This window comes from Halovivax ruber XH-70 (genome assembly GCF_000328525.1).
GTDB classification, from domain to species: Archaea; Halobacteriota; Halobacteria; order Halobacteriales; family Natrialbaceae; genus Halovivax; species Halovivax ruber.
This window is the reverse complement of sequence record NC_019964.1, coordinates 2,169,851-2,183,356: the sequence shown is the minus strand read 5'-3', so window position 1 is coordinate 2,183,356 and position 13,506 is coordinate 2,169,851. Positions and strand designations below refer to the sequence as shown.

Annotated in this window: 13 protein-coding genes; 8 read left to right on the top strand and 5 right to left on the bottom strand. The window is 64.2% G+C overall.

Annotated elements, in window-relative coordinates; genetic code table 11:
• Window positions 1-83 precede the first annotated feature (83 nt).
• On the top strand, window positions 84-1,190 hold the full coding sequence (locus HALRU_RS10395; RefSeq protein WP_015301345.1) for an outer membrane lipoprotein-sorting protein: 1,107 nt from the start codon (window positions 84-86) through the stop codon (window positions 1,188-1,190).
• A gap of 49 nt (window positions 1,191-1,239) precedes the next feature.
• Here HALRU_RS10395 and HALRU_RS10390 read toward each other — a convergent pair whose 3' ends face one another.
• The 3 genes from HALRU_RS10390 to HALRU_RS10380 all read right to left on the bottom strand — a co-directional run bounded on the left by HALRU_RS10390 (window position 1,240) and on the right by HALRU_RS10380 (window position 5,053).
• On the bottom strand, window positions 1,240-2,037 hold the full coding sequence (locus tag HALRU_RS10390) for a VOC family protein (RefSeq protein WP_015301344.1): 798 nt from the start codon (window positions 2,035-2,037) through the stop codon (window positions 1,240-1,242).
• A 95-nt stretch (window positions 2,038-2,132) separates the two neighbouring features.
• Window positions 2,133-3,857, bottom strand: a complete 1,725-nt coding sequence (locus HALRU_RS10385) for a Na+/H+ antiporter NhaC family protein (RefSeq protein WP_015301343.1) — start codon at window positions 3,855-3,857, stop codon at window positions 2,133-2,135.
• 83 nt (window positions 3,858-3,940) lie between these two features.
• Window positions 3,941-5,053, bottom strand: coding sequence for an OBG GTPase family GTP-binding protein (locus HALRU_RS10380; RefSeq protein WP_015301342.1), 1,113 nt, complete (start codon window positions 5,051-5,053; stop codon window positions 3,941-3,943).
• A gap of 366 nt (window positions 5,054-5,419) precedes the next feature.
• Here HALRU_RS10380 and HALRU_RS10375 point away from each other — a divergent pair, with 366 nt between their 5' ends.
• The 3 genes from HALRU_RS10375 to HALRU_RS10365 all read left to right on the top strand — a co-directional run bounded on the left by HALRU_RS10375 (window position 5,420) and on the right by HALRU_RS10365 (window position 7,401).
• Window positions 5,420-5,623: a VNG_1110C family protein gene (locus tag HALRU_RS10375; RefSeq protein ID WP_015301341.1), complete on the top strand. Its 204-nt coding sequence runs from the start codon at window positions 5,420-5,422 to the stop codon at window positions 5,621-5,623.
• 80 nt (window positions 5,624-5,703) lie between these two features.
• On the top strand, window positions 5,704-6,420 hold the full coding sequence (gene radB, locus HALRU_RS10370; RefSeq protein WP_015301340.1) for a DNA repair and recombination protein RadB: 717 nt from the start codon (window positions 5,704-5,706) through the stop codon (window positions 6,418-6,420).
• Window positions 6,421-6,588: 168 nt separating this feature from the next.
• Window positions 6,589-7,401 carry a hypothetical protein gene (locus tag HALRU_RS10365; RefSeq protein WP_015301339.1) on the top strand — a complete coding sequence of 271 codons (813 nt, stop codon included), beginning with the start codon at window positions 6,589-6,591 and terminating at the stop codon, window positions 7,399-7,401.
• A gap of 39 nt (window positions 7,402-7,440) precedes the next feature.
• On the opposite strand, the gene HALRU_RS10360 is transcribed toward HALRU_RS10365, so the two are convergent.
• The gene (locus HALRU_RS10360; RefSeq protein WP_148680509.1) at window positions 7,441-8,598 is read right to left on the bottom strand and encodes a CBS domain-containing protein; all 1,158 of its coding nucleotides are present in this window, start codon (window positions 8,596-8,598) and stop codon (window positions 7,441-7,443) included.
• A 248-nt stretch (window positions 8,599-8,846) separates the two neighbouring features.
• Here HALRU_RS10360 and HALRU_RS10355 point away from each other — a divergent pair, with 248 nt between their 5' ends.
• The 4 genes from HALRU_RS10355 to HALRU_RS10340 all read left to right on the top strand — a co-directional run bounded on the left by HALRU_RS10355 (window position 8,847) and on the right by HALRU_RS10340 (window position 12,075).
• Window positions 8,847-9,227 (top strand): lycopene cyclase domain-containing protein, encoded by a 381-nt coding sequence (locus HALRU_RS10355; RefSeq protein WP_015301337.1) that lies wholly within the window; start codon window positions 8,847-8,849, stop codon window positions 9,225-9,227.
• Window positions 9,228-9,426: 199 nt separating this feature from the next.
• Complete coding sequence (locus tag HALRU_RS10350; protein ID WP_015301336.1) at window positions 9,427-10,176, top strand: CAP domain-containing protein; 750 nt, start codon at window positions 9,427-9,429, stop codon at window positions 10,174-10,176.
• An 84-nt stretch (window positions 10,177-10,260) separates the two neighbouring features.
• Window positions 10,261-11,079 (top strand): YihY/virulence factor BrkB family protein, encoded by an 819-nt coding sequence (locus HALRU_RS10345; RefSeq protein ID WP_015301335.1) that lies wholly within the window; start codon window positions 10,261-10,263, stop codon window positions 11,077-11,079.
• 60 nt (window positions 11,080-11,139) lie between these two features.
• On the top strand, window positions 11,140-12,075 hold the full coding sequence (locus HALRU_RS10340) for a beta-propeller fold lactonase family protein (protein ID WP_015301334.1): 936 nt from the start codon (window positions 11,140-11,142) through the stop codon (window positions 12,073-12,075).
• A gap of 103 nt (window positions 12,076-12,178) precedes the next feature.
• Here the strand turns inward: HALRU_RS10340 and HALRU_RS10335 are convergent, their stop codons facing one another.
• Window positions 12,179-13,456, bottom strand: coding sequence for a hypothetical protein (locus HALRU_RS10335; RefSeq protein WP_148680508.1), 1,278 nt, complete (start codon window positions 13,454-13,456; stop codon window positions 12,179-12,181).
• Between the last annotated feature and the right edge of the window lie 50 nt (window positions 13,457-13,506).

The window sequence follows — 13,506 nt, the reverse complement described above, 5'->3', positions numbered from 1 at the left end:
GTTCGTGTCATCAACCACCATTGGGATCTGTAGTGAAGAGAAACAATTTTCACACGACGAGTTAGAACTGTTATGTGACGACAATGGTCTTCCGACGAACACTGCTAGTCTGTACAGTCGCTGCCCTCCTGCTCTCTGCGGGCTGTCTGGGGCCGTTTTCCCCGGACGACGGGAGCGAGACCGAACCGGAATCCGAATCACTCGAAGCGGCCGAACTCGTCGAGCGATCGCAGTCGCTCAACGCCTCGTCCGGCCCACTTCACGCAACCATGACGACGTCGATGAGTGACGGCACGGAGACACAATCGGTCACCTACGAGGTCTGGCAGCGGTCCGCCGGCGAGATGCGCATGGAAGTCGTCGACGCCGACGAGGGACTGGGCGCGCCGGACGTGATGGTTCTCGACGGGTCGACCACCTGGATGTACGACGAGGACGCGAACCGAGCCGTCCGGATGGATATGGGATTCGGCCCCGAGGAGATGGTGGAGTTCGGTGAGCAGCTGAACGACGTCGCCTTCGACGGGATGGAGGCCGAGCGTGTCGGCACCGACACCGTCGCCGATCGGTCGGTCACGAAGGTCGAACTCACCGGCAACGAGTCGGGCCTGTTGCCCGGTGAGATGACGCTGTGGATCGACGACGAGACCTACTACCCGCTGAAACAGGAGATGGAGATGCCGGGCCAATCGGGGGTCACGATGACGATGACCTACGAGGAGTTCGACCCGGACGCGGAGCTCTCTGACGATCGGTTCACATTCGATCCGCCCGAGGACGCCGAGGTACTCGACTTCGACGAACTGCCGACGGAGACCCACGACGACGTGAAATCTGCCGACGAGGTCGTGCCGTTCGACCTGACGGAGCCGACCGTGCCCGAGGCGTACACGCTCAACAGTTCGGTGACGATGCAGAACCTCCAGGGCTGGTCGGCCTCCCTCAGGTACACGGACGGAGCTGACGGTCGCCTCACGGTCACCGCTACCGAAGCGTCGGGTGATGCCATGGGCGGACTCGGCGGCGAGACGATCACGATCGGAGACGTCGAGGCGACGAAAACGAGCACCGAACTGCTGAACATCACGTCGACGTCCATCAGGTGGACGACCGACGACCTGACCTACACCGTCAGCGGCACCGCCGACGAGGACGCGCTCCGAAGCGTCGCCGAATCGATCATCGAGTAACGGAATCGAGCGCTTCACACGCTTTTATAGCCGATCGCGGAACGCGGCGTCAGAACGGGAACAGCGAGTCGGCCGCCGGATCGCGTTCGAGCAGTTCGATCTCGTGGCCGTCCTGGTCGCGGGTGAACGCGTACAGGTGGTCGCAGTCGGCTGGCTCGCGGTAGTCGTCGGCCTCGCGCGTCTGCAGCTTGTCCCAGTCGTCCTGGAGGTCGTCGACGCGCACACAGAGGTGGCCCCAGCCGTCACCCTGCGTGTAGGAACGCCCGTCGTAGTTGTAGGTAAGTTCGACGGCCATGGCCTCGTCGGCGGCGTTTCGGGGTTCGAGGAAGTAGTTCGCGAAGGAGTCGGCCTCCCAGCGGCCGACCTCGTCGTACTCGAACTTGCGAGTCCAGAAGCCGAGTGCATCGTCGGCGTCCTCGACGCGGATCATGGTGTGGTCGATCGACCACAGCGCGCCCTCGTCGGGAGAACGCTGGACGATCTCGACCTCGTGGCCGTCGGGGTCCTTGACGAAGGCGTAGTGACCGCCGCAGGACTCCGGATCGCGGTAGTCCGCGACGCCCTCGTCCATCAGCTGCTCGTAGTAGGCTTCGAGTTCGCCTTCGGGAACCCGCACCGCAATGTGGCCCCACGCGTCACCGATCTCGACCTCGTCCGTCCCGTGGTTGTGCGTGAGCTCGAGCAACGCGGCGTCGTCGTGCATGTCCTCGGGGCCGAGGTAGACGAGCGTGAAGTCCTCGCCCTCGTGGCGGTCTTTCTCTTCGTAGTCCAGGTGTGTCTGGTACCACTCGAGCGATTCTTCGAGGTCCGAAACGCGAATCATGGTGTGATCGACGATGCCGTCCATGGGCGTGCGTACGCGGTCGTGGCGAAAAAACGTGTGGAAGCCGGCAGGGAGGCCGATTCGCGTGCGATCACCGAATTGCTCCGCTGAACCGGCGTCTACTCGGGTTGGGAGCCGCCGTCGGCAGACACGTCAGACTCCGACCCGGGCGTCACCGGATCACCGGCGTATTCCGATCCGTTAGCGGCGATCGGTTCGACACCTTTTCGACGCGCGTCGAACTCCGAGAGACCGTAGACCAGGCCGGTCAGGAGCACGACGCCGATCGGCAGCAGGATGAACGGCGTGATGCGGGTGAATCCCCAGACGGTGATCAACAGTGCCGAGACCAGCCCGACCGTCAGCGCGTACGGTATCTGGGTTCGGACGTGGTCGATCAAATCTGCACCGGTGAACGTCGCCGAGAGCACGGACGTGTCCGAGATTGGCGAACTGTGGTCGCCGAAGATCGCTCCGGAGAAGATCATGCCGACGATCACGGCGACCATCGTGTGGTCGCCGGCCATCGACCACGCGACGGGGATTCCGATCGGCGTCAGAATGGCCATCGTCCCCCACGCAGTGCCGGTCGAGAAGGCGATGAACGTGGCGGCTCCGAGAACGACGACCGGGAGCAGTTCGATGGGAAGCGACTCGCCGATCACATTGGAGACGTAGCCGCCGGTATCGAGTGCGGTGACGGCCGTTCCGATTCCCCAGGCGAGGACGAGGATCGACACGGCCGTGAGCATGAGTCCGAACCCTTCGATCGTGGCGCCGGTCGACTCGCCGGCGTCCATGATACCGTATACTTTCCCGAGGACGAATCCAGAGACCACCATGGCGAACGATCCGTAGACGAGCGCCGAGGCGTAACTTGCGTCGATGAACGCGTTGAACACCGTGTCCCCCGGTCTGTCGATGAACGTGGATAACGGTTCGGCGGGCAGGCCGGTCCAGAGGGCCGTTCCCAGGGTCACGACGGCCAGGACGACGACGGGGGTGAAGAAACTCGCCAATCGCGGATTCTCCGCGTGCGGGTCGCCGAGATCGCCCTCGACGTCTTGCATCGGCTGGGCGTCGTCCCGGGTCACCTTCCCGGTCGAACGGGATCGGTGCTCGGCGGTGAGCATCTCACCGTAATCGCGACCGGTCACGACGATGATGAGCACCATCACGATCGCCAGGATGGCGTACATGTTGTAGGGAATCGACTGGAGGAAGATCTCCATTGGCTCGGGCGCGTCCTGAAGCCCGAGGTCGTCGTAGGCTTTCTCGATCTCTCCCAACTGAAACGCGATCCAAGAGGAGATCGCGAGCGTCGCGACGGGTGCGGCGGTCGAATCGACGATGTACGAGAGCTTCTCCCGCGAGACGTGCAACTCGTCGGAGACGTCCTTGATCGTCGAACCGACGATGGCCGTGTTGGCGTAGTCGTCGAAGAACATCACGAGCCCGAGTAGCCACGCCGCGAACGTCGCACCGCGCTGGGTCTCGATGCGCTCTAACGCCCAGTCGCGGACGGCGTAGGAGCCGCCGAGATTCCAGATCATCGAGACGCCGGCGCCGAGCAGGAGCGTGAAGACGAGGATCTGCACGTAGAACCCGTCGTCGGCGATGATCCCCGCGACGATCCAGTCGAACGTCGTAAAGATCCCGAAGCCGTCGGCGGCGACGCTTCGGAGCCAGCCGACAGGATCGTCGAGCGGACTCGGTCCACCGGCGTAGAGGACCGCCCCCGACCAGATGCCCAGGAATAGTGACAACACCGCTTTTCGCGTGATGATCGCCAGTCCGATCGCCAGTAATGGCGGGACCAGCGACAGGACGCCAAATTCTGACATGGTTGGAAGTAGCAAGGTAAGGAATAATAAGTGTATGTGTCACTGGCAGTGTAGTAAGTCCCGTTGGCCGCGTGAACCGCCGATTACCGTCGTAGAATGAGTTTCAGGACGTCTTCGTCTTCGAGGACGTGGTCGGTGCCGACCTGCTGTTCGTCGTGGGTGGCGCTCGGCCCGGAGATGCGGGCGAAGCGAAATCGCTCCTCCATCTCGCCGCCGAGTTTCTCGATGGCTTCGCCGATGGTGGTGCCCCGTTCGACGACGAGCGGTTCTTCCCAGTCGACGCCGCGGCCGGGTTTGTCCATGTAGACCCGAATGAGGTCGAGTTTCTCCCAGATGCGGTCTTTGAGGACGTCCAGCCCTTTCTCCGCCTCCGCGCTGATGAACGTGACTTCCTCGGGGTCCAGGTCGCGCTCGCTGAGTTGCTCGTCGACGGTTTCCTTGTAGTTGGGTTCGATCAGATCGACCTTGTTCACGCAGGTGATCGAGGGGATGTACTCACGGTTTTCCATCAGGCCGTCGATGAGCCGATCGATGGTGAGGGTCTCCTGGAGGTTGAGCACGGCGTTGACGTAGCCCTGGTCGCGCAGGACGTCCTTGATCGTCTCCTCGTCGAGTTCCTGGTCGGCGCTCGAGGTGATCTTGATGCCGTCTTTGATCTTCGGGCGGACCGTCACTCGCGGCGGTTCCTCGTCGACGCGGATGTTGATGTTGTACAGCTCCTCCTGGAGGCGGTCGTACTGGTCGATCTCGAACACCGAGAGGACGAAGACGATCAGGTCGGCGTTTCGGACGACGGCCAGCACCTGCTTGCCGTCACCCTTGCCGGTTGCCGCGCCCTCGATCAGCCCGGGGACGTCGAGCAACTGGATGTTGGCGCCGCGGTGGTTCAGCATCCCGGGGTTGACGTCCAGCGTGGTGAACTCGTAGGAGCCGGTCTCGCTCTCGGCGTTGGTCAGCGAGTTCAGGAGTGAGGACTTCCCGACGCTCGGGAAGCCGACCAGCGCGACGGTCGCGTCGCCGTGTTTCTCGACCGAGTAGCCTCCGCCGCCACCGGAGCCGGACTGCTGTTTCTCGAACTTCTCCTTTTTCTCCGCGAGCTTCGACTTCAGCCGGCCGATGTGGGCCTCCGTCGACTTGTTGTAGGGCGTGTTGGCGATTTCGTCTTCGATCTCGCGGATCTCCTCCTCGAGCCCCATATACCACAACGGAACCGGTCGGCTCGAAAAACCCTTTCCATGCTGATCGGCCGGCGGCCTTCGGCCCGTATCGAGTCGTCCCGTTCGCGCCGATTGTCGGTCGTTCGTCGTTCGCGTTCGTCGACTGATCGACCGACCGTCATCCTCTTCACCAACTGGCCGACCGATCGTCATCTTCTTCAACAACTGGCCGACCGACCGTCGTCCTCCTTCGACGACTGGCCGACCCGCCGAGCCGTCGACACCGCATTCACGAGCACGCCTGCGCACCGAGTGCCAGATCAGTACACGGACGGCCGCCTGGGGTAGCTTCCACTGGAAACTGCTTTCGGTACGTATAAACGGTCTCTTCGAAAACCCTCACACATGCCCAGTGCGTCGATGCTGCGCGACAGCACGCAAATCGTCATCCGGAGGGCCACCCTCGACGATCTGGACGTGCAGCTCGACGAGCGGTTCACGGTCACCGTCGTCGCCGAGTCCGACGAGCACTACCGGATCATCGGGAGTCCGGTCGAGATCAAGGACGTGACCGAGTTTCTCTCGACCCGCGGCGTCAACCTTCGGTAGGCAGCGTCGCCGGGTCGTCGATTGCCACCGCAACTCGACCGTTCCGGGACCTTTTTGCGGCCGCTCGCGAATATCACTGTGTGAACGACGCCGCGATCTCGACGGGGTGTGCGCCGGTCGACGACCTGCTGGGCGGTGGGTTCGAACGCGGAGCCGTCACGCAACTGTACGGTCCACCGGCGGCTGGAAAGACGAACCTCGCCCTCTCCGGCGCCGTCGAGGCCGCTGCGGACGGCGGCACGGCGGTGTACATCGACACTGAGGGGCTCTCGGTCGAGCGCTTCGAACAGTTGCTCACCGCCCGTGTCGACGGTGACGCCGACGACATCGCGAACGCGGAGTCGATCGCCTCCCAGATCGTCATCGAGGACGCGCTCGATTTCGCCGAACAGGCAGAAGCCGTCCGCGACGTCGAGGAGTTCGCCGAACGGGCTGACCTAATCGTCCTCGACAGCGCGACCGGTTTCTATCGCCTCGAACGCGCCGGCGATGCCGAAGCCGGTGACGCACTCCGGCAGGTGACCAGCCAGGTGACACACCTGCTCTCGCTCGCTCGCAAGCACGACATCGCCGTCGTGATCACCAACCAGGTGTTCACCGATCCCGACTCGGATCGAACCCGCCCGCTCGGCGGTAACACCCTGGAACACTGGACCGGTGCCATCCTCCGGATCGATCGTTTCCGCGGTGGGAACCGGCGCGCGACGCTCGAGAAACACCGGGCGAAGCCGGCGGGTGAGTCCGTCCAGTTCGCGATCACGGACGAGGGCCTCACGGGGAGCGACCAGCAGGTGTGAGGCCGCTCGGTGAGCCGGGGTCGATTTCCGCCATCGATGTCGCCGGCCGGCTTCTTCGGTCATCCCGTTCAGACCGGCTCACCCATCCGTCGCTTCGAACCAGTTCTCCCCGCAGCCGGTGCGGACAGGCCGGAACGGTTATTCGAGACCGCTCGAATAGCCCGTGGTATGGACGACGTTACTCGACGGACGTTGGTGGGTGCTGTCGCAGCGGGAACCGCTACTGCGGTGGCGGGTTGTACCGGCGATTTGCTCGACGACGACGCGGATTCGAGCGACGAGACGGATGCCGCCTACGAGGAGTGGCTCGCGGCCGATCTCCTCGTCGATATGGATGCCGGAACCGTCATTCACGCGGATCTCGGTCGGATAACCGACTCCTGGCCGGAGGAAGCGCGTTCGGAACTTGGGCTCGACTCGTTGACCGACAGCCTCGGCGTGTCTGTCGATGACATTGACGGCATGCTCGTCTTCCAGACGGGCAGAACGGGGCTCGTTTTGACGGGCTCGTTCGATCGCGACGCGGTCGTCTCGGAACTCGCCGGCGAGGCGGAGACCGAAACCGTCGGCGACTACGAAGTGGTCAACGGGGCGATCGCGATCGGCTCGGACGCGCTCGTCATGAGTGCTGACTACGAGACCCTGATCGACGCTCGGAACGGGGACGTCGATCGCATCTCGGATGTCGACGAGGAGTGGGACGCGGCACTCTCCGGTGTTGCTGGCGCCGCGATGTCGGGTGTCATGTTCGACGACGCCGAGTCGTTCGAGCTGATGGGGATCGCGATGGACGCCGACGGCAGCGATATCACGATGGAGGCGCGAACCCACTACGCCGACGCGGAGACGGCCGAGGCCGAAAAGGCAGACGCAGAAGCGGAGGCGAAAGCGGAGTTCGTCGAGAACGGGGAGATACAGTCGATTCGCGTGGACGGAAACGTCGTCGTGATCGAGGCCGTGCTGTCAGACTTCCAGTTCTGAAATCGCAGGCGTCTGCCCGCTATCGGTTACTTCGTCGACTCAGATTTCGTTCAACTTCCGGAGAAGCTGGCCGCGGTACTCCTCGTCGCTCGTGATTCCTTTCAGCTCGAGGACGTTCCGTTCGAGCTTGTCCAGTGCGACGCGGAAGGCGCTGTCGGCGCCGTAGCCCTCGCCGGAGCCCGCGAGCTGGCCCTTGTTCGTCCGGAGTCGGATCTGACAGCGAATCAGGGGCTGGCCGCGGAGTTTCTCCTTGTGCTCGTGGAAGCGGACGTGGGCGTGCTGGACCTGCATCTTGGCGTACTTGTCGACGACCGACTCGATGCTTTCGACGACGTCGGCCCGACTCATCGAGCCCAGCTGGGAGATGTTCGTGATCTGGACGTCCATCTGTTCTTCTTCGGTGTAGGTGAGCGCGCGGAGGACGTCCGTCTTGGTGATCACGCCGTCGATCTGTCGCTCGTCGTCCGCCGGCGTCACCACGAGCCCCGCGTAGTCGAACTCGAGCATGGTCTCGACGGCCGTCTGGACGGTCGCGGCGGACTCGATCGTCTCGACGGGGCTGTTCATGATGTCGTAGACCGGGACGTCGAGCATGCGCTCGTTGTCGCCGACTCGGTCGCCCTGGGTCATCCGTTCGTTCTCCCGGATGACGAAGTCGGCGATGTCGTGGGTCGTGACCATTCCCGTCAGGTAGCCGTTCTCGTTCCGAACGGGAAGTCTGGAGATGCCGTTCTCGCGAAGCTGGTTGATTACCTTCCCGACGCCGTCGTCCTCGGTCACCGTGATCGGCTCGGCGGTGTAGACGTCCGCGACGGTGATCGCCGACAGGTTCTCGAGGACAGCCTCGAGGACGGCGTCGTCGGTGATGACGCCCCAGAGATCGCCGTTTTCGAACACGGGGGCGATCTTCGCGTTGCCCTCGATGAGGATCCGGGCGGTCTCACGCACGTCTTCGTCGCGATCGACCGTCGGGGCCGGCGCCGATCGACTCGGCTTGAGCAACGCAGCGACCTTCGCGTCGTCCTCGACGTGGCTCTGGAGCACCTGGCGTTCACTGATGACGCCCTCGTACTCCCCGTCGTCGGTGACGATGATCCCTTTGGGGTTGCCGTTCTCGAACTCCGCTCTGACTTTCCCCATGCGCGTCCCGACGTCGATCTCGAGGTGGTCACGGGTCGCAATATCTGCAATATTCATCGGTCCGTTCTGTCCTTTCGGCCCGACGGTAATCAACATATTGACTGTGTGGGTCGATAGCACCCGGCTTGCAGACACGTCCGCTATCGTGGGCCGAGAACCGGCCCGCCTGCCACATCGGTTGCCTGGTCCGTCCTGGGGCCGCCTGGAACTGGCGTCCCTCGCAGGAGCGGGGTGCTACCTGCGAGGGGGTAACACCCCACTCTCGGAGGCCCGGGCTTTTTCGCCGGCCTCGTCGGGTACACTGTATGGTGTCACCCGTTACCGGCGTCACTCGGTTCGTCAGGGCGGCCGTCGGCGACGAGAGCGAGCGTGTCCGTCCGGATATCGGTGTTTTCGGTCGCTTCACGTACCTCGTCACCGAACTGTTCTGGGGGACGATCGCGTTCGTCGCACTTCGGCGGACCGGCTCCCTGAGACGAGCGGCACGGACCATCGTCGCGCTCTATCCGATCGCGTACGTCTGGGATCGATACACCCTCTCCGTCGGCGTCTTCAGCATCGAGCTACGAACGGGCGTGGACGTCGCCGGCATTCCCGTCGAAGAACACCTGTTCATGGTCGTCGTCCCCGGACTCGTACTGGCCATCGACGGGCTCGTTCACGAACGTCAGTCAGGTGCCGAGTGAGTGGGTTCAAAACGGCGGACGTGATCGGGGGCTGACCGGGTGCAGGGGAGTCGATGAGTTCCGGTTTCGTCGGGTGGCACTTTGCGGCACCGGGAGTGGTGAACCGGATACACCCACATACTGGTGAACGTGGGTTCTCGGCTGTTCTCGTAAGGCTCACGTACGCGCTGTAGGGTCGGACGAAAACCCACAGGTCAATATGGCCGCCGATCCAACGGTCGAGGCGATGGACACGCGGTCTGACTCCGACCGAAATTCCGCGACAGGGCCGCCAGCGGACCGGGCACTGCTTGGGTTGGTCCGGTTCGTGCTGACGGTGCTCGTGCTCGCCGGGCTGGTCTTCGCGACCGTCACCGTCGCGCCGCAGTTCGTCGACGAGGTCGTCTACCAACAGAGCGCGATCGAAACCGACGCGCCGCCCGCGGCGGGTGACCACAATCCGTCGCTCCAGCACGCCGACAACCCGGGGAACTCGACCTACGAGGGGGTGGCGACGGTCAGGAGCGAGCACGTCGAGGACTACGTCCACTATCGGATCAACGACATTCGGGCCGAACACGGCCTCGATCCGCTCATCTGGGACGGGACGATCGCGTCGGTCGCGCGGGCACACAGCGAAGACATGGCCGATCGGGAGTACTTCGCTCACGACAACCCGGACGGGCAGAGTCCGAAGGACCGATTCGAGACGACCGCGGACTACTGTTACGGGTACGGCGAAAACATCGCCCAGAACTGGGCCGATAGACGGGTCGAAACCCACGACGGTGGTACCGCCCAGTACCGGACAGCCGAGGAACTGGCCGACGGCCTCGCAGAACAGTGGATGAACTCACCGCCTCATCGGAAGGCGATCCTCACCGAGGGCTGGGATCGCGGCGGGGTCGGCGTCTACATCACGGAGGGAGGGAAAGTCTTTGCCACGCACAACTTCTGCACCGAGTGGTGACTGTGTCAGGTCGCCGTCGATGAGGGGCGGTGGCGGAGCCGCGAACCGGCACTCTCGGGACGACACCGCTCCGAGGGACCAGCCGTGAATGCGGCCGCGCTCTCTCGGACGGCACTCGACGTCTATCGCATCGCGACCGACCGCGAGGTCACGGTGCTCGCGGCGGCGTTCGCCTACTACGCGTTCGTCTCGATCGTGCCGACGGTCGTCCTGGCACTCGTCGTGAGTTCGATCGTCGGGGGCGAAGCCATCGCCGCCGTACTCGTCGAAGGGGCTGGCGACGCGATGCCGGCCGTCGGTGTGGCACTCATCGAGGAGGCACTGACCGCGGAGTCGGGGCGGGCACAGGCCACGATCATCGCGCTCGTCGTGGCCGTCTGGGGAGCACTCAAGGTCTTCCGGGGACTCTCGATGTCGTTCGACCGAATCTACGGAACCGACGCCGAGAAGTCCTTCACCGGCCACCTCGTGGACGGGCTCGTCGCGCTGGTCGCCGTGGCCGGCGGGCTCGCGGCGATGATCGGTGTCGGCCTCTTCCTCGGCTTCGCTGCGGCGTACGTCCCCTTCGGGAATCTCCTCGGTCTGGTCGGCCTGCTCGCCAGCCTGACGCTGGTCTTCCTGCCGATCTACTACGTCATGCCGCCGGTCGACGTCTCGATCAGGGAGGTGCTCCCGGGCGTCCTCTTCGCCGCCGTCGGGTGGACCGCCCTCCAGATCGGCTTCCAGTTCTACGCGTCGAGAGCCGGCCAGTACGAGGCGTACGGGGCCGTCGGCGGGATCCTCCTGCTTCTCACGTGGCTCTATCTGGCGGGCATCGTCATCCTGTTCGGTGCCGTCGTCAACGTCGTCTGGGCCGAGTCCGTCGCCGTGACCGAGGAGGGGGCCGCCGAACGGGTGGCCTGAACTCTCCGCTCACGTGCCGCTACACAAACCGGTAAATCGGTGGCTGCCGAGCGTTCGGCCATGGCCGATGCGTCTGCGACGACCGACCAGTTGCTCGTCCTCAACAAGGACGACGATACGGTATCGTTCCTCGACGTCGAGACCGGCGCGACGACGGCCGTCGTCGAGACGGACTTCAACCCACACGAGGTCGCCATTTCGCCCGACGGGTCTCGCGCGTACGTGACGTGTTCGCTCGGCGACTCCCTTCTCGCCATCGACACCGACGAACGGGCCGTCGTCGATCGGTTCGAACACGACCTGTTCGACTTTCCGCACGGCCTGGCCGTGCGGGAGTCGGCCGGCGAACTCTGGTTAGTGTCGACGTACAGCAGCCAGCTGTTCGTCTTCGACGTCGAGACGATGGCGCTTCTGGAGACGTTTCCGACCTATCAGGACAAGTCCCACATGGTCACACTGTCACCCGACGAAACGACAGCGTACGTGGCCAATATCGGGAGCGACAACGTGACTGTCGTCGATTGCGACGACCGTCGGGTCGTCGCGGATCCGCCGGTCGGCGAGAGCCCGGAAGGGATCGGCGTCGACCCGGACACGGGCGAACTCCTCGTTGCCAACCAGGACGACGGCATGCTCTCGGTCCTGGACCCCGAGACCTTCGAAGAGACGAGTCGGGCGCTCCTCGGCGAGACGCCGATCCGGGTGATGCTCTCGCCGGACGGCCGGTACGCGCTCGTGCCGAACCGGGAGTCGGATAGCGTCTCCGTCGTCGATACCGACCACGTTCGCGATGGTGACCGGCGCCCCTGGGAGATCGCCCGGCTCCCGGTCGGCATCTGGCCCGGTGGCACCGTCTTCGCCCCCGACGGCGAACGTGCCTTCGTTGCGAACAACAAGACGAACGACGTCTCCGTGGTCGACATCGACACCTTCGCGGAAGTCGAGCGATACGATGCAGGGATCCACCCGGACGGCATCGCATATCTGGAACGGTAACGCACTACGGCTCAAGAAAGGTCACGCCAGATTGCAACGCCAACACGCCAGAAGGTGACTGTTAGCCCGTCTGTTCGTTCTTCTGCTCGGTTGTCTGTTTCGGCTAGTCGTCTGCGAGGACGAGTCCGCGCTGGATCGCGACGCTCACGCCGACGAGTCCGAGCCCGACCACGAGTAACCCGCCCGATTGCCAGGTGAGCATGCCGAACAATCCCTCGAAGAGCAATCTGACGAATCGGAGCGCCGCCTCCGGCCCGTCGGCGTCGTCGATGGCCGAGCCGACCGCACCCTCGGCCACCCGGGCGCCGACGAGGCTGACGAGGCCGACGACAGCAGCCCCGAGACCGATCGAGCGCGCTGCGACCGCGGGTGGGAAGCGCCAGGCGACGATCGCCGCTGCGCCGAGCGCGACGAGCGGGAGGACCATCGTGAGCGTTCCGGCCAGTCCCGTCGCCCGCTGGGCCGTCTCCATGGAACTTCGTTCCTGGGAGCCAAAGTCCTCCGTGAGATCGATCGTCGAGGGGACCTCCTCGCGGAGTCGCGTCTCGGCCTCGTCGAGGGCGGCCGCACGCAGGTCGTCCATTCCCGTCTCGACGGCGGTGACGTACGAATCGTAGCCGATCTCGCCGGTCAACGCGTCGATCCGTGCGGTCATGATCGTCCGGACGGGTGCCTCGAAGGACGCCGGAAGCGTGCCGTCTTCGACGGCGGCCGCGAGCTGCTCGTCCTGCGTGGCGATCAGGTCCGTCCTGATATCCTCGCGGCGATTCTCGTACTCGCGGTCTAACTGTTCGTCGGTCATCGGGTACGGCGTCTCCTCCTGGATGCGCTCTTTGACCCGCTCTTCGAACGCCTGTCTGTGCGCCAGGAACTGGGACTCGCTCTCGGTCATCTCCTCGATCGCGGTCCCGTGGTCGGCCGCCATCTCGTCGGAGCCGACGTTCGCGAGCGTCTCGTCGAAGTCACTGGGGCGCAGCGTCTCGAGTTCGGGTTCGAGTTCGTCCAGTACGTTCTGGACGACGGGCTCGGTCTCGATCTCGAGCGTGAGCGTCTCTCGGTCGCCGTCGAGATAGGCGTAGAACCGATCCATGTTCGCCTCGACCTGCGCGCGGATGTAATCGCTGGTGATCGAGTCGGCGAGGATGTCGTCGACGGACCGGTCGATGGGAAGTGCCGTCGTGTCGACCGAGTCGTTCGCCTGTATCTGGCTCTCGATCTCGCCTTCGAGCGACTCGTGGAGCTTCGCCTCGTCGGCGGTGTCGGCCGCGTAGTCTGCGTCCATCACCGTCTGGTCGGCGGCGATGAGGACGTTGGCCGACAGCAGCGCACTGGAGAAGACCATCCCCAGGACGCCGAGCAGAACTATCCGTTGAAGATTCACGACAGAGTGATGCTCCTACTGGATGATAAACGCTGTTGCCGTTTCGTGGA

Bases quoted from the DNA above. Each gene is read 5' to 3' on its own strand.
- HALRU_RS10380 (WP_015301342.1), bottom strand. From the start codon at position 5,053: ATGGGGCTCGAGGAGGAGATCCGCGAGATCGAAGACGAAATCGCCAAC.
- HALRU_RS10395 (WP_015301345.1), top strand. From the start codon at position 84: ATGGTCTTCCGACGAACACTGCTAGTCTGTACAGTCGCTGCCCTCCTG.
- HALRU_RS10365 (WP_015301339.1), top strand. From the start codon at position 6,589: ATGGACGACGTTACTCGACGGACGTTGGTGGGTGCTGTCGCAGCGGGA.
- HALRU_RS10385 (WP_015301343.1), bottom strand. From the start codon at position 3,857: ATGTCAGAATTTGGCGTCCTGTCGCTGGTCCCGCCATTACTGGCGATC.
- HALRU_RS10340 (WP_015301334.1), top strand. From the start codon at position 11,140: ATGGCCGATGCGTCTGCGACGACCGACCAGTTGCTCGTCCTCAACAAG.
- HALRU_RS10355 (WP_015301337.1), top strand. From the start codon at position 8,847: ATGGTGTCACCCGTTACCGGCGTCACTCGGTTCGTCAGGGCGGCCGTC.
- HALRU_RS10360 (WP_148680509.1), bottom strand. From the start codon at position 8,598: ATGAATATTGCAGATATTGCGACCCGTGACCACCTCGAGATCGACGTC.
- HALRU_RS10390 (WP_015301344.1), bottom strand. From the start codon at position 2,037: ATGGACGGCATCGTCGATCACACCATGATTCGCGTTTCGGACCTCGAA.
- HALRU_RS10350 (WP_015301336.1), top strand. From the start codon at position 9,427: ATGGCCGCCGATCCAACGGTCGAGGCGATGGACACGCGGTCTGACTCC.
- HALRU_RS10375 (WP_015301341.1), top strand. From the start codon at position 5,420: ATGCCCAGTGCGTCGATGCTGCGCGACAGCACGCAAATCGTCATCCGG.